General features: G+C 62.4%; 23 protein-coding genes. 16 read left to right on the top strand and 7 right to left on the bottom strand.

The annotated features are described in order from the left end of the window. Positions 1-20 precede the first annotated feature (20 nt). Complete coding sequence (locus tag ABNP46_RS19980) at positions 21-926, bottom strand: LysR family transcriptional regulator (protein WP_349920154.1); 906 nt, start codon at positions 924-926, stop codon at positions 21-23. A gap of 229 nt (positions 927-1,155) precedes the next feature. On the opposite strand from ABNP46_RS19980, the gene ABNP46_RS19975 reads away from it, so the two are divergent. From ABNP46_RS19975 to ABNP46_RS19965, 3 genes are all read left to right on the top strand, one after another. After that, complete coding sequence (locus tag ABNP46_RS19975) at positions 1,156-1,782, top strand: LysE family translocator (protein WP_349920153.1); 627 nt, start codon at positions 1,156-1,158, stop codon at positions 1,780-1,782. Between the two features lie 201 nt (positions 1,783-1,983). Then, entirely contained in the window at positions 1,984-2,607 is a 624-nt protein-coding gene (locus ABNP46_RS19970; protein ID WP_349920152.1) for a c-type cytochrome, read from the top strand. Continuing rightward, positions 2,604-3,518: a c-type cytochrome gene (locus ABNP46_RS19965; protein ID WP_349920151.1), complete on the top strand. Its 915-nt coding sequence runs from the start codon at positions 2,604-2,606 to the stop codon at positions 3,516-3,518. Before ABNP46_RS19970 ends, ABNP46_RS19965 begins: the two co-directional genes overlap by 4 nt. A gap of 270 nt (positions 3,519-3,788) precedes the next feature. Here the strand turns inward: ABNP46_RS19965 and asnA are convergent, their stop codons facing one another. Beyond that, positions 3,789-4,787 (bottom strand): aspartate--ammonia ligase, encoded by a 999-nt coding sequence (gene asnA, locus ABNP46_RS19960; protein ID WP_349920150.1) that lies wholly within the window; start codon positions 4,785-4,787, stop codon positions 3,789-3,791. Positions 4,788-4,941: 154 nt separating this feature from the next. On the opposite strand from asnA, the gene asnC reads away from it, so the two are divergent. Continuing rightward, a complete protein-coding gene (gene asnC / locus ABNP46_RS19955) occupies positions 4,942-5,403 on the top strand; it encodes a transcriptional regulator AsnC (protein ID WP_349920149.1) in 462 nt (153 codons plus the stop codon). Positions 5,404-5,593: 190 nt separating this feature from the next. Here the strand turns inward: asnC and ABNP46_RS19950 are convergent, their stop codons facing one another. Then, positions 5,594-6,358, bottom strand: coding sequence for a substrate-binding periplasmic protein (locus tag ABNP46_RS19950; protein WP_349920147.1), 765 nt, complete (start codon positions 6,356-6,358; stop codon positions 5,594-5,596). 82 nt (positions 6,359-6,440) lie between these two features. Between ABNP46_RS19950 and ABNP46_RS19945 the strand changes: the two genes are divergently transcribed. After that, positions 6,441-6,977 carry a DUF2301 domain-containing membrane protein gene (locus ABNP46_RS19945; RefSeq protein WP_349920146.1) on the top strand — a complete coding sequence of 179 codons (537 nt, stop codon included), beginning with the start codon at positions 6,441-6,443 and terminating at the stop codon, positions 6,975-6,977. Here the strand turns inward: ABNP46_RS19945 and ABNP46_RS19940 are convergent. Beyond that, positions 6,974-7,378 (bottom strand): CBS domain-containing protein, encoded by a 405-nt coding sequence (locus ABNP46_RS19940; RefSeq protein ID WP_349920145.1) that lies wholly within the window; start codon positions 7,376-7,378, stop codon positions 6,974-6,976. The two genes, ABNP46_RS19945 and ABNP46_RS19940, sit on opposite strands and share 4 nt — an antisense overlap. Before the next feature lie 149 nt (positions 7,379-7,527). On the opposite strand from ABNP46_RS19940, the gene ABNP46_RS19935 reads away from it, so the two are divergent. Continuing rightward, entirely contained in the window at positions 7,528-8,232 is a 705-nt protein-coding gene (locus ABNP46_RS19935; RefSeq protein ID WP_349920143.1) for an SDR family oxidoreductase, read from the top strand. A gap of 37 nt (positions 8,233-8,269) precedes the next feature. Here the strand turns inward: ABNP46_RS19935 and ABNP46_RS19930 are convergent, their stop codons facing one another. Next, positions 8,270-8,812 carry a 2-amino-4-hydroxy-6-hydroxymethyldihydropteridine diphosphokinase gene (locus ABNP46_RS19930; protein WP_349920141.1) on the bottom strand — a complete coding sequence of 181 codons (543 nt, stop codon included), beginning with the start codon at positions 8,810-8,812 and terminating at the stop codon, positions 8,270-8,272. A 126-nt stretch (positions 8,813-8,938) separates the two neighbouring features. On the opposite strand from ABNP46_RS19930, the gene ABNP46_RS19925 reads away from it, so the two are divergent. The 4 genes from ABNP46_RS19925 to ABNP46_RS19910 all read left to right on the top strand — a co-directional run bounded on the left by ABNP46_RS19925 (position 8,939) and on the right by ABNP46_RS19910 (position 12,489). Next, the gene (locus ABNP46_RS19925) at positions 8,939-9,031 is read left to right on the top strand and encodes a YnhF family membrane protein (RefSeq protein ID WP_349920139.1); all 93 of its coding nucleotides are present in this window, start codon (positions 8,939-8,941) and stop codon (positions 9,029-9,031) included. A gap of 97 nt (positions 9,032-9,128) precedes the next feature. Then, complete coding sequence (locus ABNP46_RS19920; protein WP_349920138.1) at positions 9,129-10,529, top strand: sensor histidine kinase; 1,401 nt, start codon at positions 9,129-9,131, stop codon at positions 10,527-10,529. A gap of 114 nt (positions 10,530-10,643) precedes the next feature. Further along, a complete protein-coding gene (locus ABNP46_RS19915) occupies positions 10,644-11,153 on the top strand; it encodes a hypothetical protein (RefSeq protein WP_349920136.1) in 510 nt (169 codons plus the stop codon). 55 nt (positions 11,154-11,208) lie between these two features. Next, on the top strand, positions 11,209-12,489 hold the full coding sequence (locus ABNP46_RS19910; protein WP_349920135.1) for a sigma 54-interacting transcriptional regulator: 1,281 nt from the start codon (positions 11,209-11,211) through the stop codon (positions 12,487-12,489). 78 nt (positions 12,490-12,567) lie between these two features. On the opposite strand, the gene ABNP46_RS19905 is transcribed toward ABNP46_RS19910, so the two are convergent. Next, positions 12,568-13,047, bottom strand: a complete 480-nt coding sequence (locus tag ABNP46_RS19905) for a DUF1097 domain-containing protein (RefSeq protein ID WP_349920133.1) — start codon at positions 13,045-13,047, stop codon at positions 12,568-12,570. A 366-nt stretch (positions 13,048-13,413) separates the two neighbouring features. Here ABNP46_RS19905 and msrP point away from each other — a divergent pair, with 366 nt between their 5' ends. Further along, positions 13,414-14,421, top strand: coding sequence for a protein-methionine-sulfoxide reductase catalytic subunit MsrP (gene msrP, locus ABNP46_RS19900; protein ID WP_349920131.1), 1,008 nt, complete (start codon positions 13,414-13,416; stop codon positions 14,419-14,421). A 76-nt stretch (positions 14,422-14,497) separates the two neighbouring features. After that, positions 14,498-15,136, top strand: a complete 639-nt coding sequence (gene msrQ, locus ABNP46_RS19895; protein ID WP_349920129.1) for a protein-methionine-sulfoxide reductase heme-binding subunit MsrQ — start codon at positions 14,498-14,500, stop codon at positions 15,134-15,136. A 36-nt stretch (positions 15,137-15,172) separates the two neighbouring features. Here msrQ and ABNP46_RS19890 read toward each other — a convergent pair whose 3' ends face one another. Further along, complete coding sequence (locus ABNP46_RS19890) at positions 15,173-15,424, bottom strand: PepSY domain-containing protein (protein ID WP_349920127.1); 252 nt, start codon at positions 15,422-15,424, stop codon at positions 15,173-15,175. Between the two features lie 63 nt (positions 15,425-15,487). On the opposite strand from ABNP46_RS19890, the gene ABNP46_RS19885 reads away from it, so the two are divergent. The 4 genes from ABNP46_RS19885 to ABNP46_RS19870 all read left to right on the top strand — a co-directional run bounded on the left by ABNP46_RS19885 (position 15,488) and on the right by ABNP46_RS19870 (position 18,574). Continuing rightward, complete coding sequence (locus ABNP46_RS19885; protein ID WP_349920125.1) at positions 15,488-15,835, top strand: PepSY domain-containing protein; 348 nt, start codon at positions 15,488-15,490, stop codon at positions 15,833-15,835. A 117-nt stretch (positions 15,836-15,952) separates the two neighbouring features. After that, positions 15,953-16,609 (top strand): response regulator transcription factor, encoded by a 657-nt coding sequence (locus ABNP46_RS19880; protein WP_349920123.1) that lies wholly within the window; start codon positions 15,953-15,955, stop codon positions 16,607-16,609. Between the two features lie 52 nt (positions 16,610-16,661). Beyond that, positions 16,662-18,011: a sensor histidine kinase gene (locus ABNP46_RS19875; protein ID WP_349920121.1), complete on the top strand. Its 1,350-nt coding sequence runs from the start codon at positions 16,662-16,664 to the stop codon at positions 18,009-18,011. A gap of 101 nt (positions 18,012-18,112) precedes the next feature. Further along, positions 18,113-18,574 (top strand): hypothetical protein, encoded by a 462-nt coding sequence (locus tag ABNP46_RS19870; RefSeq protein WP_349920119.1) that lies wholly within the window; start codon positions 18,113-18,115, stop codon positions 18,572-18,574. The last annotated feature ends 123 nt before the right edge of the window (positions 18,575-18,697 follow it).

The following is an 18,697-nucleotide window of genomic DNA, read 5'->3' as shown; positions in this document are numbered from 1 at the left end:
CCTTGTGTTTTTGTAGATATTTATTTCGTCATTATTGCGTTTTGTAGCGTGTTGTGTGGTCTGGAGTCGAGCAGCCAGCGGCACAGACTGTCGATATGCTGTCGGCACGGTGTCTGTCTCGGCCACACCAGGTAGTAGCCGTCACCGGTGGCGACAGCCTGCTCGAAGGGCAGGGCCAGCAGGCCGCTTGTGATCGCCTCCTGGCTCAGCAGCAGATCCCCGACCGAGATGCCGTGGCCGCTGATGGCCGCCATATTGCCCTGCTCCAGGGTGTCGAACACCTTGCCGCCGGCCAGGTTGAGACCGGGCTGGATGCCGGTCCCCTTGAGCCACCGGCGCCAGTCCCGGCGATCCGGCGAGGGATGGATCAGCTCGCACATCGCCAGATCCCGGCTCGCATCCTCCACCAGGGCTGGCGCACAGAGGGGGATCAGCCACTCCTCGAACAGCAACCTGCTTTCAACATCGCCCCCGAAATGACCATTCCCCAGCAGGATGGCGCAGTCATAGGGTTCGCGGTCGAAATCCACCCCGTCTATGTCCATCCAGACGCTGGAGGCCTCTATCTTGGGGCTGGTGTGATGGGCACGGAAGTTGCCGAGCACCTCCAGCAGCCAGCGCATGGTCAGGGTCGACGGCGCCTTCAGGCGCAGCGTCCGGCGATGGCTACGAAAGGCGTGGCAGGCCTGCTCCAGACGCTGGAACCCCTCCGTCAATTGTCCCGCCAGAGCGCGCCCAGCGTCCGTCACCTCGACCCTGGGGCCATGGCGGTGGAAGAGCTCGCATTCGAACCAGGCTTCCAGGGTCTGGACGTGGCGGCTGACGGCCCCCGGCGTCAGATTCAATGAGGCCGCCGCCTTGCTGAAGGAGCCGAGTCGGGCCGCGGCTTCAAACGCACGCAGCGCATAGAGGGGAGGGAGTGACATGGGTCGAGGCCAGTGTGAGTTTTGCTCACATTGAATGGGAGTTTTACCCGTTTCTCAAGCGGCCATTACTGGGAAATAATGCCGGCCATGCTTGGATATGGGTGAGAACGACTCATCATGGCTGCCATGGCGTGGCCAGCCGGAATCCGGTCTGGGAGCCAGGACATGCCTGCATTGCCCGGACACAAAAGCGGCGATGCCGGTATCGATACAAAGGAGAATGACCGAGATGAACATGACGCTACTGGGGGCCTATACCCTGTCCGTATTGCTGCTGTTGCTGACCCCCGGCCCCGTGGTGGCCCTCGTCACCGGCACGGCGGCGCGCCACGGTTATCGCAAGGCCGGGATGACCCTGCTCGGGACCAACGGTGCCTCCCTGATTTTGATCGGGCTGGCCACCCTGGTCCTGGCCGGTGTAGTCTCCCTGCCGCCCCTGTGGCTCTACCTGCTGGGCGGGGTGGGGTCCCTGTACATCGGCTACACGGCCGTGCGCGGGCTGATGGCCTGTGCGGGGCGAGAGCCCTCCCCCGAGGGATCCGATCCTGAAGGAGGCGGCTTTGTGCGAGGCTTCATGATCGGGGTGGCGAACCCCAAGGACATCCTGTTCTTCGTCGCCTTCTTCCCGCAGTTCATCGCGGTGACGCCCCGCTTTGGCACCAGCATCCTGACCCTCTCCCTGGTGTGGTTCTTCTTCGATCTGCTGGTATTGAGCCTCTATGTCCTGCTGGTAAAGCGCTGGATGCCCGCCCGGCACAGCCCCCGCATCGCCCTGATCTCATCCCTGTTCCTGCTCGCCGTGTCGCTGTTCGGTATTCTCTACAATGGGGTGAAAGTCACCCTGATGCTGGCGTGAACGGCCGTTAAAGAAGGATTTTCATCGCTTTCATACATCTTCTCTCTGCACGACAACGCCAGCCTTGGGACTGGTGTTGTCGCGTCTCTCCTATACCCATAACCAATTTATGGAGATAGGGCTGGGTCTCGTCTGGCCGGGATGCTACGCTGCATATCATTGATGATTATGTTGTTATTTTCAGAAGAGGGACCTTTGCCGATGAAAATACCATGCTCACTCATCCTGCTTTGCGCCAGTCTGGGGTCGCCCTTGGCGATGGCGGAGCAGGCCGTTCAGGATGTGCCCGAGATCTGTGCCACCTGCCACAGCATGAACGGCGTCCCCAAGGAGCCGAACATCCCCAACCTGTGGGGGCAGTCCGAAGCCTATATCAGCGAGCAGTTGCGGGCCTTTCGCAGCGGCAAGCGGGTCAGCGACTTCATGAATCCCATCATCTATCAACTCAGCGATGAGCAGATTGCCCGCGCCGCCAAGCACTTCTCGAGTCAGGCAGAGGCGAAGGAGATCCCCCTGCACTGGAGCGGTGACAAGTGGCCGGGGGACATGGAAGCGGGTGAGCGGCTGGCCCTGGCGGGCAAGCCGGATCGCAACCTGCCCGCCTGCGTGGCCTGCCATGGCCCGAGCGGTATCGGCGTAAGCCCGCTGTTCCCGCGCCTTGCCGGGCAGGATCCTGCCTACCTCAAGCGTCAGCTTCATTACTGGAAGGCGAACAAGCGCCCGGATGGCGCCATGGGTTCCATGCCCGCCATCGCCAAGGCCCTGAGCGACGCCGAGGTGGATGCGGTGGCCAACTACTTTGCGACGTTGGGGGTGGCGAAATGAGACAGTCCTATTTGCTGCTTTGCCTGCTGGCCGGATTTGCCCAGGCCGCATCCTTCGACGATCAGTTCAGCGTCCCCCTCGGCGAGAAGGCGCCGGATGGCCAGTATCATCAGGTGCCCGACTGGTCGAAGGTACCGGACGGCGAAATGGGGGCCGCCATCAAACGTGGCTACAGCCTGTTCGTCAACACCCAGCAGCTCAAGGGACAGGGGCAGTCAGGCAACGGCCTGCAGTGCAGCAACTGCCATCTGGGCAGTGGCATCATCCCCGGCGCCAGCCCGCTGTGGGGGGCCTATCCCGCCTATCCCGCCTATCGCAAGAAGAACAACAAGGTGAATACCTATGAAGACAGACTGCAGGGCTGCTTCCTGTTCTCCATGAATGCCAAGGGCGGCGAGCCACCGGCCTATGACAGCCTGGCCATTCGGGATCTGGTGGCCTACTCCTACTGGCTGGCGAGCGGGGCGGCCATCAGTGACAAGTTGCCGGGCCGCAACTTCTTCGCAGTGGCCGAGCCGCCCCAGGCCCCCGACTTCAAGCGGGGTCAGGCCGTCTATGGGGAACGCTGCGCCGATTGCCACGGCGCCAGCGGCGAGGGCAAGAAGATCGCCGAGCGCTTCGTGTTCCCGCCGCTGTGGGGCAAGGAGAGCTACAACTGGGGGGCGGGCATGCACGGCATCGACAAGGCCGCCGCCTTCATCAAGAGCAACATGCCCCTCTCCCAGGGCGGGAGCCTGAGCGATCAGCAGGCCTGGGACGTCTCCTTCTACATCAACAGTCAGGAGCGCCCCCAGGATCCCCGATACAAGGGGGATCTCGGCCAGACCACCAAGGAGTTCCACGGCAAGTATTCCCAGTACGGGCTCGCCTCGCCGGTGGATGGCCATCTGCTGGGCAGCAAGGCGTACTGACGGCAGTAGTGATGAAAACAGGGGCTCAGGCCCCTTTTTTCTGGCCTGAATCATGTGGAAAAGACAAAAAAAGCGGCAATCCGAAGATTGCCGAGAGGAATGTATTCGATGCGATCTGAGGTGGGTTGAGCGGATCGCAGGGGCAAGCCCCAAGGTCGGCAGGCACGCCCGCCTTACAATCAGCCGGGATACGCTCTCCACCCCGGCCGACCAGCTTCACTATCGCATCGGTTCCCGCAACACGGGACCAGATGCAATCAAATCAATCTCTTACAGCATGCCCGCTACGGCAGCCTTCATCTCCGCCGGCCAGACGCCGACCTGGACCTGACCGATGTGCTCTTTTTGCAGCAGCAGCATGGCGAGGCGGGACTGGCCGATGCCGCCGCCGATGGTCTGGGGCATCTCGCCCGCCAGCAGCGCCTGGTGCCAGTCATATAGCAGGCGATCCTCGTCCCCTGTGGTGGCGAGCTGGCGGCGCAGGGCCTCGGCGTCCACCCGGATCCCCATGGAGGAGATCTCGAAGCTGTCCTTGAGCACCGGGTTCCACACCAGGATGTCGCCGTTCAGACCGGCAAGCCCCTGACCGAGATCGTTCTCGCTGCTCCAGTCGTCGTAGTCCGGGGCGCGCACGTCGTGGCGCTCGCCGTGAGACAGAGCCCCGCCGATGCCGATGAGGAACACGGCCCCCAGCTCCTTGGCGATGGCGCGCTCGCGGCCCTTGGCGTCGAGGTTCGGGTAACGGCTCAGCAGCTCTTCACTGTGCAGGAACTGGATCTCGCTCGGCAGGAAGGGGGTCAGCTCGTGCTCGGCGCAGACCGCGCGCTCGGTGGCCTTGATGGCGCTCCAGATGCCGCGTACCGTCTCCTTCAAGTAGGCCAGATCCCGGCGCTCGCTCGGCATCACCTTCTCCCAGTCCCACTGATCCACGTAGACCGAGTGGATGGGGGTGAGGCGGTCTTCGTCCGGGCGCAGCGCCTTCATGTGGGTGTAGATGCCCTCGCCCGGGCCGAAACCGAAGCGACCCAGGGTCTGGCGTTTCCATTTGGCGAGGGAATGCACCACCTCGTAGCTGTGCTCGGGCAGGGTCTTCACCTTGACCTGCACCGCATGCTCGCAGCCGGAGAGATTGTCCTGGGTGCCATCACCGACCCGGCTCAGGATGGGGGCTTGCACCTCCATCAGACCGAGTTGCAGTGCGAGTTGGCGGGAGAACATCTCTTTGACGAAGCTGATCTGCTGTTGGCTGCGAATGTAGTGCTGTTTCATGCTGAAGTACCTGTCTCGAACCCGTTGGATGTGGTGATTCTTCAACAGATGAACCATTAAATTCAATATTCGATAATAGAAATAGGCTTGTCGTGTTTTTTTCTTCAAAATAAGCTGTGAATTAATATCGTATCGTTAACGGGAGTGCAAAAAAATGCCGGAAAATTATCGGATCGATAATCTCGATCAGGCCATCCTCACCGCCCTGATGGAGAATGCGCGCATCCCCTATGCGGAGCTGGCCAAGCAGCTGGCGGTCAGCCCGGGCACCATCCATGTGCGGGTGGAGAAGATGAAGCAGGGGGGGATCATCGAGGGCACCCGGGTGCAGGTGAACCCCAAAAAGCTGGGTTACGACGTCTGCTGCTTCATCGGGATCAATCTGAAGAGTGCGAAAGACTACCCCTCGGCCCTGGCCAAGCTGCAGGCCCTGGACGAGGTGGTGGAGGCCTACTACACCACGGGCCACTACAGCATCTTCATGAAGGTGATGACCCGTTCCATCGACGAGTTGCAGACGGTGCTGATCCACAAGATCCAGACTATCGACGAGATCCAGTCCACCGAGACCCTGATCTCGTTGCAAAACCCCATCCTGCGAGACGTGAAGCCCTGAGCATGGCGGTTGGCTGTGGTGGCGGAGGTGAATGGAGTGACGACTTGTCGAGGCGATGGCGGATGAGATAGATAAATACGCTGATTTATTGATATATGGTGGATATAGAGAGAGGTAAAATTTAATTTTGCAGTGAGTTTGACTGCCTCAGCCAGGCTGGAATCGGCAGCCCCGGCACGGCGGAGCCGCTTCAGGGGACGAGATAGGGGATGCCGTGCTTCTCGTAGAGGGCCTGCAGGCGTCCATCCTGCTTCATGTGCAGCAGCTCGGCGTCATAGGCGGCCATCAGTGCCGGGGTGTCGGCATCGGCGCGGGCACGGGTCCAGGCGTTGAAATAGGGACTGGTGCGCAGGGGCTTGGGCAGGTAGTCGAGCTGGCCTTCCAGATGCTCCTCATGGATCTGGGCAAAGGCGGTCACCAGGGGCATGGGCACCAGGTCGATGCGCCCGGCGATCAGCTTGCGCAGTTGCAAGGCATTGATGGGGATCTCCTGGAAGTGATAGGCCGGATCCCGGCTGGCGGCCATCAGCTCGGGGGTATAGGCGAAATCCCTGGTGATGCCGATGCGCCAGGGCTTGAGGTCGGCGAGCTGCTGATAGTGGATCTTCTCCTTGTCCTCCTTGCGCACGAAGAAGTGCCAGCTGTGCAGCAGGTGAGCCTGCTTGGGATAGAGGAGGTAGGCGTCCCGCTCCGGCTTGTAGGAGTGGGTCAGCACCAGATCGTACTCGCCGTTCTGGGCGTTGCGGGTAAGGCGGGCTCCTGCTTCTATCAGATCGATTCTGATCGGCACCCTGAGCGCGCCGAAGATGGTGCTGACCAGATCCACATCCAGCCCCTGTGGCCGGCCAGCGGCATCCAGCCACTTCAGGGGCGGCTCTATGGTACCGCCGATGACCAGCGTCTTGGCAGACAGCCAGCAGGGCAACAGCAGACAGAACAGCAGCAAGGCTCGCAAATCACATCTCCTGAGTGGGCGGGGCAGGCTCGCGATCATTTGGGTATAGTAGCCGACACCTATGTCACAGAGACGACAGCAGATGGCGAATCCTGAAATAGAAAGCGAACTGGATGGCATCGACAAGGTGGCGGTCATGCTCTATCGGCTCGGTCTCAGTCTGGCAGCTTTGCTGCTCCTGTGTCGAGGGAGTCGTGCATTGACGGGGCTGGATTTATTGTCGCCATCCCACTGGCTGACGGCCCTGGCGGTGGCGAGCAGCCTGTGCGCGTTTTGCCTGCACCTCTATGACAAGCGGATACGCTTCCTCTTGCAGGGATTGGGATGGGGGGCACTGCTGCTGGCCGCCTGCGGGGCGTCGGATGCGCTGGTGCTGGGGGCGGCGCTGGCCACCCTGAGCGGATTGGCCTTCAAGGAGCAGTTCTGTTTCGCCATCCCGGGCATCCGGCTGCTACCGGTGCTGCTCCCCCTCTGCTGGTTGCTGGAGGTGCTGCACCTGGCGTGGGCGAGTGCCCTGGTGGCGCTGGCGAGCGGCCTGCTGCTCGGCCTGCTCAGTCTGGCCAAGTGGCGCATGCCGCTCCATTTCGATATCGGGGATCGCAGCCGCTACCAGCTCTAGGTCGCCTGGCACTGTTTCATCTGCTGGTTGAGGGCGGCCATCACCTGCCGACGGCTGATGAGGCCGGTCACCTTGCCTTGCTGCAACACCGGGTAGATCTTGGGCTTGGCGCCGGTCATCTGGCGAGCCAGATCCAGAATACTGTCGTCAGGGCCGACGCTGAGCGGGTTGCGGTTCATCAGATCCTCGACCCGGGTGCGGGTATCGCAGTAGTAGCTGCCGCTCAGCAGGCTGGGGATGCAGTCCTGCTCTGACAGGAAGCCGACGAGCTGCCGTTGGGCATCCAGTACCGGCAGACCGCTCAGGCCGGTGCCGTGCAGCCGATCCAGCGCCTCGGCGAGGCCCATGCCGGGGGTGAGTGCCTGGGTCAGGCGCTGCATATGATCGCGAACTTGTAGCATCTTGAGTCTCCGTACGTTTCAATGGAGTCACTATGCCCGTCGAAAGGACGGGTGGGCCAATGGGTTTTGCCTCACCCATTGATAGGCGCGGGGCGCAAGGTTGTGGCCCGCCGGAGACGTCGGCGGGCGCTGTCAGACAAGGAGAGGGTATGCGTGCATTGGTGACGGGCTGCGGCCGCCGACTGGGTTTCTACCTGTGTGAGCGGCTGGTGGCTGCCGGTTGGCAAGTGACGGGCAGTTATCGCAGCGAGCGGCCGGAGCTGGCGCGGCTGCGCGCCCTCGGGGTGGAACTGGTGCAGGCCGATTTTGCCCAGGCTGGGGAGGTGGAGCGGCTCATCGATGCCCTGCGTGCCCACGAGGATCTGGCGCTCATCATCCACAACGCCTCCGCCTTCGAGCCCGAGGCGAGGGAGGCGGCGGCGCAGCACGAGCAGTTCGATCGCTTCTATCGGGTGCACATGGCGGCGCCTTTTGCGCTCAATCGGGCCCTGGCATCCCAGCTCTCAAGCCAGCCCAATGCCGGCATCATCCACATCACCGACATCTATATCCACGCCCCCGCTCCCCAGTTTGCCGCCTACGTGGCCACCAAGGCCGGGGCCCATTCCCTCGCCATGAGCTTCGCCCGCGAGCTGGCACCGGGGGTGAGAGTCAACACCATCGAGCCCGGCCCCATCCTGTTTCTCGATGAACACGGGGACGCCTGGCGCCAGCAGGTGCTGGCCCGCACACCGCTGGCAAGAGAGGGAGGACTGGAGCCCATCTGGCAGGCGGTACAGCTGTTGATGAGCAATGACTACATGACGGGGGCCAGCATCCGGGTGGATGGCGGCCGCTCCCTGGCGGTCATCTAGGGACAAGCCCCGGCCTCAGGCCGGGGAGCAGGATGGGTCAGTGACGGGGGACGCCGGGATGGGGGTGCACCGTCTGCGGCGGGGCCGGGATCTTGCCCTCCTCCAGCGGTTGCCACAGTTCGACGGGCTCCTGCCCGAGCAGGGGGGCGGTGAAGACCTTGCTGGTCGGCAGCCGCAGCGCCACCTTGCGATCGTGCACCTGACCCCGGCCATAGAATTCGGCCAGCAGCTCTTCCAGATAGGCATCCACCCCGGCCTTCGCGAAGTCGTCCCTCTCTCCTTGTGCAAGGATGTCGATATCCAGGGGTCTGTCCGCCACCTTGCACAGGGGGTTGTTGCGATCCCGGCCATGGGCCAGCTCCATGAGGACGAACTCGGCTTTCAGCTGGGGCAGGGAGAGCTCGCTCTCGATGATGAACAGACAGTTGAGAAAGTCGTGGCGCGAGTGCATGCCCACCGGTTTGGTCTGGATCACCGAACTCAGCCGCAGATGGCCGAAACGGGCAAGCAGTTCGGCGACGGCCTGACCGACATGTTGGGCAGGCTCCAGATTCGATCCAATGCTACAGAGATAAAACATGCTTTCCGCTTCCTTGGGATGGGCTCGTCTGAAATATATACGCAGCTCACGGTTATCGTGTTCACTATGAATTAACATGGTTTTAGCTGTTGTGATCCAAATCTGATTGGCAGAAAGGAGGTTCATATGAGTGTTGAAATGAAATGGGCGTTGTTGACCGCCTCCGGGGCATTGGCCTTTATTATCGTCATCTGTGTGTTATCCGTCGGATTGGCGTGAGTCCTCCGATCGAAATGAACCGGCCCTCTGGCCGGTTTTGCTTTTTGGGGGAGTGCGGATATGCTGACCCACCCATGAAAAAGCGAGACAGTTCGAGATGACCAAGGTACGGCCCCGTTCTCTTCTTCAGGTGGTGTTGATGGGCTTCGTGCTGGTCTTGATGCCCCTGGGAGGCATGATCTGGCACGACAGCCAGGCGCTCTCCCACCTGAGCCAGCTGACCAGCGATGAGCTGGAGCGGGCGGTGCGCGATACTCGCCGTGCGACCCTGCTCGGTGCCCAGGCGGTCGATCTGGAGCGCACCCTGCGCCGTTACGCGATCCTGGGGGACGAACGCATCCTTGGCAGCTACCAACAGCAGCTGGCGAGCTATCGCGCCCTGCTTGCCACCCATCAACAGTCCATTCCTGACGTAGCCATCTATACCGATCTCGACGCGGCCCTGAGCTGGCTGGACGGCTTGCAGGATCTGCGCAAGGCCAAGAGCGACGAGAACAACAGCAGATTTGAAGAGTTCAACCGGCTCAACGATCAGCTGGAGGCGATCACCGGCGGCCAGGTCGATGAGCAGGTCATACGCATGCGCTCCGCCATCGCCGACCTGAAGACCGAGATCCTGTGGGCCAGCGGCTTCGTGGCCGTGCTCAGCCTGTTGCTGGTGTTGCTGTTCACCTACCTTATCATCCACCCGGTACGTCAGATTGAGTCGCGGATCCTGAGCCTGGGTGCCGGGGTGGAACCGGACAAGCGTCCGGTGGACGGCCCCGCCGAGCTGGTGCTGCTGGGGGAGCGGATCGGCTGGCTGCACGAGAAGCTCAAGGAGCTGGAGCAGCAGAAGTATCAGTTCCTGCGCCATGTTTCCCATGAACTCAAGACCCCGCTGGCCGTGTTGCGGGAAGGGGCGGATCTGCTGTCTGAACAGCTGGTGGGCCCCCTCAACCCGGATCAGCAGGAGATCTGCCAGATGCTGGAGGAGAATAGCCGCCGTCTGCAGACCCTGATCGAGCGGCTGCTGGACTTCAATCGACTCAGCCAGCAGGAGGCGTTCAGCTTGACTGCGGTACCTTTGGGTCCCTTGTTGTCAGAATTGTCTGCAGAGTACCGGCTGGCGCTGGAATCCAAGCAAATCAGTGTACACTTGCCGTCCGAACCCCTCAGCCTGCAAGCTGAGCCCTATCGTCTGCGGCTCATCCTGGACAACCTGTTCTCCAACGCCGTCAGCTACGGCGCCAAGGGGGGGCAGATCTGGATCCGGGCCGGCGTGGAGGCGGGCGGCAGCTGGCTGGAAGTGGCCAACGAAGGCCCCGCCATTCCCCCTGCCGAGCGTGAACGGATCTTCGAACCGTTCGAACAGGGCAGCACGGTACGCCAGGGCCTGTTGAAGGGCTCTGGCATGGGCCTCTCCATCGCCCGCGAGTCGGCGATGAGTCTGGGGGGCGAGTTGAAACTGGTCGAGGATGAACAGGCGGATGTCTGTTTTCGCCTGACGCTGAAGTGAACCCCGAGCCGGCGCCATTCAGAATATCCGGTGCCCGGGTGATTGAAGATGAGATTGATTGACGTCAGACAGGCCGCTGCCTGTCTCCCGCTTGGATCTGAAGTGAAGTCCAAAATGAAACGATTCGTTGTGCCCATATTGATGATGAGCCTGCTCTCGGGCTGCTCCCTGTTGCCGTCGGGCAGTCTCACGACCCCGTCTGATGAAGCCATCGCCAAGCGCATGGAATTTGCCAATAAAGAGATGCAGGTTCGCCTGCAGTACTCGGACTGGCTGCTGGCCAGCCATCCCCAGCAGCGGGTGCAGGAGCGCCAGCGCCTCAAGGGGGCCAGTGACCTCGAGAGCCGGGTCAGTCTGGCCATGGTCAACACCCATCCCTCCGAATCGGTGGCGAGCCGCCGGGCCGGGCTGGATCAGCTCAAGACCCTGTTGCCCGAACTCGGGCTGGATGCCCAGGCCTTCCTGCGCAGCTGGATCGCCCTCGGCGAGGAGCTGCTGGCCCGTGACAGCCGCCGGGATGACCAGAATCAGGAGGTGCAGCGTCTGCGCCGCCAGATTGAACAGCTCACCACCATCGATGAGCAGCTGAATCAGCGTAAGCTCAATGGTGGTACCCAACCATGACAAGTGCGTCTGGCAAAGCCATGAAGGGGGCAATTCTGGTGAAAGGGGGGAGGGTATGAGCCGCATTCTGCTGGTGGATGACGATGCCAGCCTGCTCAAACTGATGAGCATGCGCCTGCGCAGCCAGGGCTATGAGGTGGATACCGCCGACAGCGCAGAAGGGGCGCTGGACAGGTTGCGCCAGCAGCGGGCCGATCTGGTGCTGAGCGACCTGCGCATGGGGGGCATGGACGGGTTGGCGCTGTTCGAGCGGATCCAGTCCCAGTGGCTCGGCATGCCGGTCATCATCATGACGGCCCACGGTACCATTCCCGATGCCATCCAGGCGACCCGCTCCGGGGTGTTCAGCTTCCTCACCAAGCCCATCGACAAGGATGAGCTGCTGGTGACCATCGAACATGCCCTCAGTCTCACTCGCCCCAAGCAGCAGCAGGAGTGGCAGTCCCTCATCCAGACCCGCAATCCACAGATGGAACAGTTGCTGATCCAGGCGAGCAGCATCGCCACCATGGAGGTGCCGGTGCTGATCCTGGGGCCGTCGGGATCCGGCAAGGGGGTCATGACCCAGGCGCTGCATCAGGCCAGCACCCGGCACGACAAGCCGCTGCACACCATCAACTGCGCCGCTCTGCCCTGGGCCGCGCTGGATCTGCAACTGTTCGGGGAGGACGGCCAGTCCGGCCTGTTTGCCCAGGCAAAGGGCGCGACCCTATTCCTCGACGAGATAGGCAACCTGTCGGAGTCCCTGCAGGCCAAGCTGCTGCAGGTGCTGGCAGAATATGGTCAGGGCACCCCGGAGGTGAGGGTCATCAGCTCCAGCCACCAGGATCTGGTCACGGCCATGGAGGAGGGGCGTTTTCGGGAGGATCTCTTCTACCGTCTCAACGTCGCCAACATTACCTTGCCCCCCCTGAGTGCCCGCAGCGAGGATATTCCACTGCTGGCGCGCCAGGCACTGGACGATTATCGCAGTCGCCACGACAATTGTGCCGCCCTTGGCTTCTCGCCGGAGGCGCTGGCCCTGCTGGCGGCAGCGGCCTGGCCCGGCAACGTGCGCCAGCTCTGCGGGGTGGTGGATCAGCTCGCCAGCCTCTGCTGCAGCCCGGTGATCGGGGCGGCCATGGTGGAATCGGCCCTGAGCGGCGGAGTCGGTGGCATCCCCTCCTTCAACGAGGCCCGCGCCGAGTTCGAGAAGGAGTATCTGATCCGCCTGTTGCGTACCACGGAAGGCAACGTCACCCTGGCGGCCAACATGGCGGGCCGTAACCGTACCGATTTCTACAAGTTGTTGAATCGCCACAGCATCGAGGCGGCAAACTTCAAGTTGAAGGGGTGAACGGCAGCCTAGCCCCAGGGGAAAACGAAACGGCCTGACCACATTGTGGTCAGGCCGTTTGCTATGGCGCGCCGTTTGTCAGGAGCGGGCGGGATCGACCGCGTTTGCCTGGGCCTGGGTCTTGCGGGACAGCCAGAGTCCGCTCGCCTTCATCAGGTAGCCGAAGAGGGCGCCAATCACCAGGGATGGCAGGATCAGCTGCCACTCCCCGGCCGCCCCGAAGGTGGCGCAGCAACCGGCGAAGGTGCCGGGAATGTAGGCGAGCCACTGTTGTTTGGCCTGCACGCACATCAGGGTGGCGACCACCCCTGTCATCAGATAGCCCGCCATGCCAGCGCCCCACCAGCTCTCGCCGTGGATCAGCAACAGGGCCCACAGCATGCCGGTGGCATTGCACAACAGGGTCTGCAGCAGTGCCTTGTAGCCGCCGCTGGAGGCAAAATAGCTGGTGCAGCCGAGGAAGCCGACCCAGGAGATGAGACCGAGGGCGGCGGCCAGTCCACCCCAGACGGCGGAGAGAAGACCGGTCGTGATGGCGATGGCGATCAGTGGGCTCATGTCATGATTCTCAGTGATGGATCCGGAAAAGCAGGCAGCCTACCCCTCGAATGCAGGGCGGCAAGCAGGGGCGGGATTGTGTGTGATCTTGGTCACTCTTTTCAACTCGGGAATACGCTTGCGCTCGCGAAAAAAATTCATGGTGGCTTTTTGAACGCTGCACCATAGTTAGAGGCCCTGTCCTGCTCCTGGAGTGAGTCTGATGGCGCCAAACGTGATCGTTCCTCTGCTGGTCTTCGTCCTGCTGTTTCTGGTTGGAACCATGGCCAAGGCCTTGCCGCTCTACCAGATGATGTAAGCCGTGAAATAAAATCTCGCCGGGGCCGGTCTTAGTATATGTCGCCTCACAGCCCCGGGAGTTTCCTCATGTTGATCAAGCGTTCTACCCCCCATCAGCCGACCGAACGGGATGTCACCCCGGAATCCGTCTATCAGGATCGTCGTCTCATCCTCAAGGGGTTGGGACTGGGCGCCGCCGCGACCCTGGCCTTCCCGGCCCAGGCCAGCCTGCTGGATCTCTTCTCCTCCGAGAAGGCGGTGCCGGCCCCCGCGACCAAGGCACTCAACTACCAGGCGGCCACTCGACCGGAAGGGGTGATCCTCACTCCGCTGGACAAGGCGATTACCCACAACAACTTCTATGAACTCGGCACCGACAAGGGGGATCCGGCCCGCAACGCCCATTACCTCAAGCCGGAGCCCTGGACCCTGAAGGTGGAGGGGGAGGTGGCCAAGCCGTTCACCCTGGATGTGTGGGATCTCATCAACAAGCAGACCCTGGAGGAGCGGATCTATCGGCTGCGCTGCGTGGAGGCCTGGTCCATGGTGCTGCCCTGGAGCGGTATCTCGCTGGCGGAGATCATCCGCCGCGCCGAACCCACCAGTCGGGCCAAGTTCGTGGCGTTCGAGACCCTCTACGATCCTGAGCAACTGCCGGGGCAGGCGTCTCGCGGTTTGGGGGGCGGCATCGATTACCCCTACGTGGAGGGGCTGCGCATGGACGAGGCGATGCACCCGCTCTCCTTCCTGGCGATGGGGCTCTACGGCAAGACGCTGCCCGCCCAGAACGGGGCGCCCATCCGGCTGGTGGTGCCCTGGAAGTATGGCTTCAAGAGCATCAAGAGCATCGTCTCCATCCGGCTGGTAGAGGAGATGCCTCCCACCACCTGGAATCTGCTGGCACCGAACGAATATGGCTTCTACGCCAACGTCAATCCACAGGTAGATCACCCGCGCTGGAGTCAGGCCAGCGAGCGCTTCATCGGCGAAGGGGGCATCTTCGGTGCCAAGCGTCAGCCGACATTGATGTTCAATGGTTATGGCGATGAAGTGGCCTCCCTTTATCAGGGGATGGATCTGCGCAAATGGTATTGAGAATGGGGGCGCTAACCCGGGCCGAGGGTCGGCAGGGCGGCGGCAGGAATGACTCTTGCGAAGCGGGGTTGAAGCCATGGCATTGAGATTGACGGCGCGCCATATCACCGGATTGCGGGCCCTGGTGCATCTGGGGTCGCTGGGTTTCCTGCTGTGGCTCGGTTATGCCGTGCCGGCGGGGCTGTTGGGAGGGGACCCGGTGCAGGGGCTGACTCATTACCTCGGCAAGGGAGCTTTGCACCTGCTGCTGCTGACCCTGCTGGTATCGCCGCTGGCCAAACGCTGGCGCCAGGGGCAGCTCATCAAGCTGCGCCGCCCGCTCGGGCTCTGGTGCGCCGCCTGGGCGGGATTGCACTTCATGGTGTGGCTCGGGCTGGATCTGCAATTCGACTGGGGGTTGATCGGCGGCGAGCTGGTTAAGCGCAGCTACATCGTGGTGGGGGCATTGGCCCTGCTGATCCTGCTCGTCCTGAGCATCACTTCAATCCCGGCCTTGTTGCGGACCATGGGGCCGAGCTGGCAGCGGCTGCACAACTGGATCTATGCCCTGGCCCTGCTGGTGCCCATTCATTATTGGTGGTCGGTCAAGAGCGGCTGGCAGGAGCCGCTAGTCTATCTGCTGATGGCCTGCGCCCTACTGGTGCCGAGGCGGGAAAAACTGCTGCGGCCCTGGCGCCAGCGCCAGCAGCGGCGGACCGGCCTGAAAGAGGCCTGAGCCCGGACGATGTTTCATCCAGACGAAAAAAGAGGCCTATTCGGCCTCTTTTTGCTGGGTGATCTCGCCGGTGTAGGCATCGACGCTCAGTCGCACCTTCTGCTCCCTGGCATCCAGGGTGCGCACCTCAAATCTGTCCCCTTCCAGCTCAATTTCACGAATGTCGTGATACCCTTGAGCCAGCAGCAGCTTGACCAGGGCCGGCATGTCCAGGCGGGTCAATGTTGCCCAGCCAGATGAAGAAAAAAGACAAAGGATCAGCAGGATACTGCGTGGGATCATATTCATTCCGGATTCATGGCTGGCACACTATAAACGCCATTATGTTAGGTTTTAAGAGATGAATCACCCATGAATAGAGCCCTGCCCCTGCTGGCCCTGTTGCTGCTGGCCCTGTTGCTGCCGGCCCTGGTCCAGGCGGCCATGCCGAACGAGGCGTTGCTGCAGCAAGCGGTCAGCGAGGGGAAGATCCGGCCTTTTCATGAGTTGATGGAGGTGGCTTCCCGCCTGCCGGTACGGGTGCTGCGCGTCGATCTGGGGGAGGAAGACGGTGTCTGGCTCTATGAACTCAAGCTCATCGACGACGAAAACAGCGTGATCAAGGTGGGCTATCGGGCCGATAATCTGGAGATGGTATGGCTCAATGGGCACCATCTTGAGCGCCTGTTCGAGCCCCGCCCCTCACCGGAAGAAGAGTGAGTCTGCTGATTCCTCCGGCTTGCCCGTACCGGACACAGTTCCGCACCTTGTCCCGAACCGCGCAGGCGGGGACATCAACCCCCTTGCCGTTGGCAATCACACCTTGGACGAAGATTCATGCGCATTCTGATAGTTGAAGATGAAAAGATCCTGGCGGGCCAGCTGGCTGAACAGCTGCGCCTGACCGGTTTCGTGACCGACCTCTGCCACGATGGCAACGAGGCGGGCTTCCTCGGCGAGACCGAACCCTATGACGCCATCATCCTGGATCTCGGTTTGCCGGGCCGCGATGGCCTGAGCGTGCTGAAAGAGTGGCGCAGCAAGGGGATCGATACCCCTGTGCTGGTGCTGACCGCCCGCGGTCAGTTGCACGAGAAGATTGAAGGGCTCAACGCCGGAGCCGACGACTACCTCACCAAGCCGTTCCAGGTGGCCGAGCTGGTGGCCCGGGTCCATGCCCTGGTGCGCCGCGCCGCAGGCAATGCCAGCTCCATTCTGGAGATAGGCGGAGTGCGCCTGGACATGGCCGCCTCCCAGGTCTGGTATGAAGGCACCCCCATCAAGCTGACCGCCCACGAATTCCGGGTGCTGGGTTATCTGATGCAGCACAGAGGCAAGGTGGTCTCCCGCAGCGAGCTCATCGACCACATCTATGCCCAGGATTTCGATCGGGACTCCAACACTGTCGAGGTGTTCATCGGCCGGATCCGCAAGAAGACCCACGCCGATCTGATCGAGACGGTGCGCGGACTCGGGTACAGGATCAACGAATGATCCCCCTGACCGGCGGCGCCGGCATTGGCGCCGATTACCGCGGGGTGGCGTCATGAGGCTGGTGCGCACCCTGCGCGGCCGGTTGCTGGCCATCGCCCTGGTCTGGTGCGGGCTCTTCCTGTTCGCCACCGGTTTCAGCCTGCAGACCATGATGCGCAACTACTGGCAGGAGGCGGAAGCCGATGGCCTCAGGTTGCAGCTCTACGATCTGCTCTCCCGTCTCGAGATCCAGCACAATGGCTTGCCGGTCGTCACCGAGCCCATGGCGGATCCCCGCTACCGTCAGCCCTATTCCGGTTACTACTGGCAACTGGAGCTGGGGGGTGAGGTGATAGGCCGCTCCCGCTCCCTCTGGGATACCCACCTCAGCGCCCATGGCCTGAAGTCCGCCTTCGGCGACCCGGATCTCTTCGTCGGCAAGGGACCGAACCGGGAGCCGTTGCTGATCATGACCCGCACCGTGTTGCTGCCGGGTTCGGATCGGGTGTTTACCCTGGTGATGGCGAAAGACAGCACTGTGCTGACCCAGACCCTCAAGAAGACCCGCATCAGCCTCTTCCTCGGCCTGGGGTTCGCCGCCACCGGTCTGGTGCTGGGCTTCATGTTCCAGATCGTCTACGGCCTGCGCCCGCTGCACCTGCTGCGCCGGGAGTTGAGCCGGGTTCATCAGGGCCATCAGGAGGGATTCCGGCTGCGCTATCCGCTGGAGATCCAGCCCCTGGTTGAGGACATCAACCGGCTGCTGCACCACTACGGCGAGCTGTTGCAACGGGCCCGTGCCCACACCGGCAACCTGGCACACGCCCTCAAGACCCCGCTCAGCATCATGCGCAATCAGGTGGCCCAGCTGCCGCCAGAGGATCAGGCCGCCATCGGCGAGCAGCTCGACAAGATCCAGCGCCACATCGATTATCACCTCGGCAAAGCCCGGGTGACCGGCGCCGCCAAGATCCTGGGGGTGTCGACCCCGGTGCGGGCCCGGGTGGAGTACATCTGCCGCGCCTTCTCCCGTCTCTACCCGGGCAAGGAGGTGGATTTGCAGGTGCCCGCCAACCTGGCGGTCGGGGTGGAGGAGCAGGACTTTGACGAGATGGTGGGCAACCTCCTGGAGAATGCCTTCAAGTGGTCCGCCGGTCGGCTGCGGGTCTCCAGCGCCGAGCTGGGGGGCTGGATCACCCTGCGCATCGAGGATGATGGCCCCGGCATGAGCGAGGATCAGATTGCCAAGGCGGTGCTGCGCGGGGTGCGCCTCGACGAGAAGGTGCCGGGCTCCGGGCTTGGCCTCAACATCGTCTCCGATCTGGCGGAAGCCTATCGTGGCAGCCTCATCATGGGGCGGGCCGAGCTTGGTGGCCTGGCCGCCTCCCTCTCCCTGCCCAAGGTGGCCCGGATCGAGAGCTAGGCCACCGACGTTGCCATGAGGCGCCGACCCGTCCGGGCTGGCAAGGGACGGGCGTCCGGCTTAAGATAAAGTCCTTATTTCAAGGGGTAGGAAGAGTAGCAATGACTGATGATCCGTGGGCACTGTGTCATCTCGACGATTCGTTCGATGCCTCCGTGCTGGGTACCAAGGGCGCCCAGATCCAGTGGTTCGAAGACAGGGATGCCCTGATCGCCTTCCTGCTGGAAGATTTCGTCGACCTGCTGGCGGACGTGGGAGAGCTGGATGAGGATCAGACCGAGAGCGCCCGGGAGCGTTTCACCCTGCTGGTGGAGCAGAGCCTGGACGATCGCAGCCTGATGGATGCCATCAACGACCTCGCCTCCGGTCTGCGCCGCATCGCCTGGCTGGGGCCCTTGTCAGAACTGGCGGAGATCAGCGACGATTTCGCCAGCGGGCTGCGGGCCTTCTTCTGGAGCCAGTACGACGGTGACGAGGATGACCCCGAGGCCTGGGTGCCGGAGGATCTCTGGCCACAGCTGGTGGAGTGTGCAGAGGAGTATATGGTCGAGGGTGAATTCTAGGAGACGTCACACCGTAGATGCCGCATCAGGCAGCTGGATATGCTGCTGAATGCGGGTTTTCTGCCCGCCTCCATTCCGGGTTTTCCCACCAAACAAAAAAACGGCGCCTCGAAGGCGCCGTTT

Source organism: Aeromonas veronii, assembly GCF_040215105.1.
GTDB classification, from domain to species: domain Bacteria; phylum Pseudomonadota; class Gammaproteobacteria; order Enterobacterales; family Aeromonadaceae; genus Aeromonas; species Aeromonas veronii_G.
This window is presented reverse-complemented; position numbering and strand designations above follow the sequence as displayed.

Bases quoted from the DNA above. Each gene is read 5' to 3' on its own strand.
- ABNP46_RS19980 (WP_349920154.1), bottom strand. From the start codon at position 926: ATGTCACTCCCTCCCCTCTATGCGCTGCGTGCGTTTGAAGCCGCGGCC.
- ABNP46_RS19975 (WP_349920153.1), top strand. From the start codon at position 1,156: ATGAACATGACGCTACTGGGGGCCTATACCCTGTCCGTATTGCTGCTG.
- ABNP46_RS19970 (WP_349920152.1), top strand. From the start codon at position 1,984: ATGAAAATACCATGCTCACTCATCCTGCTTTGCGCCAGTCTGGGGTCG.
- ABNP46_RS19965 (WP_349920151.1), top strand. From the start codon at position 2,604: ATGAGACAGTCCTATTTGCTGCTTTGCCTGCTGGCCGGATTTGCCCAG.
- asnA (WP_349920150.1), bottom strand. From the start codon at position 4,787: ATGAAACAGCACTACATTCGCAGCCAACAGCAGATCAGCTTCGTCAAA.
- asnC (WP_349920149.1), top strand. From the start codon at position 4,942: ATGCCGGAAAATTATCGGATCGATAATCTCGATCAGGCCATCCTCACC.
- ABNP46_RS19945 (WP_349920146.1), top strand. From the start codon at position 6,441: ATGGCGAATCCTGAAATAGAAAGCGAACTGGATGGCATCGACAAGGTG.
- ABNP46_RS19940 (WP_349920145.1), bottom strand. From the start codon at position 7,378: ATGCTACAAGTTCGCGATCATATGCAGCGCCTGACCCAGGCACTCACC.
- ABNP46_RS19935 (WP_349920143.1), top strand. From the start codon at position 7,528: ATGCGTGCATTGGTGACGGGCTGCGGCCGCCGACTGGGTTTCTACCTG.
- ABNP46_RS19930 (WP_349920141.1), bottom strand. From the start codon at position 8,812: ATGTTTTATCTCTGTAGCATTGGATCGAATCTGGAGCCTGCCCAACAT.
- ABNP46_RS19925 (WP_349920139.1), top strand. From the start codon at position 8,939: ATGAGTGTTGAAATGAAATGGGCGTTGTTGACCGCCTCCGGGGCATTG.
- ABNP46_RS19920 (WP_349920138.1), top strand. From the start codon at position 9,129: ATGACCAAGGTACGGCCCCGTTCTCTTCTTCAGGTGGTGTTGATGGGC.
- ABNP46_RS19915 (WP_349920136.1), top strand. From the start codon at position 10,644: ATGAAACGATTCGTTGTGCCCATATTGATGATGAGCCTGCTCTCGGGC.
- ABNP46_RS19910 (WP_349920135.1), top strand. From the start codon at position 11,209: ATGAGCCGCATTCTGCTGGTGGATGACGATGCCAGCCTGCTCAAACTG.
- ABNP46_RS19905 (WP_349920133.1), bottom strand. From the start codon at position 13,047: ATGAGCCCACTGATCGCCATCGCCATCACGACCGGTCTTCTCTCCGCC.
- msrP (WP_349920131.1), top strand. From the start codon at position 13,414: ATGTTGATCAAGCGTTCTACCCCCCATCAGCCGACCGAACGGGATGTC.
- msrQ (WP_349920129.1), top strand. From the start codon at position 14,498: ATGGCATTGAGATTGACGGCGCGCCATATCACCGGATTGCGGGCCCTG.
- ABNP46_RS19890 (WP_349920127.1), bottom strand. From the start codon at position 15,424: ATGAATATGATCCCACGCAGTATCCTGCTGATCCTTTGTCTTTTTTCT.
- ABNP46_RS19885 (WP_349920125.1), top strand. From the start codon at position 15,488: ATGAATAGAGCCCTGCCCCTGCTGGCCCTGTTGCTGCTGGCCCTGTTG.
- ABNP46_RS19880 (WP_349920123.1), top strand. From the start codon at position 15,953: ATGCGCATTCTGATAGTTGAAGATGAAAAGATCCTGGCGGGCCAGCTG.
- ABNP46_RS19875 (WP_349920121.1), top strand. From the start codon at position 16,662: ATGAGGCTGGTGCGCACCCTGCGCGGCCGGTTGCTGGCCATCGCCCTG.
- ABNP46_RS19870 (WP_349920119.1), top strand. From the start codon at position 18,113: ATGACTGATGATCCGTGGGCACTGTGTCATCTCGACGATTCGTTCGAT.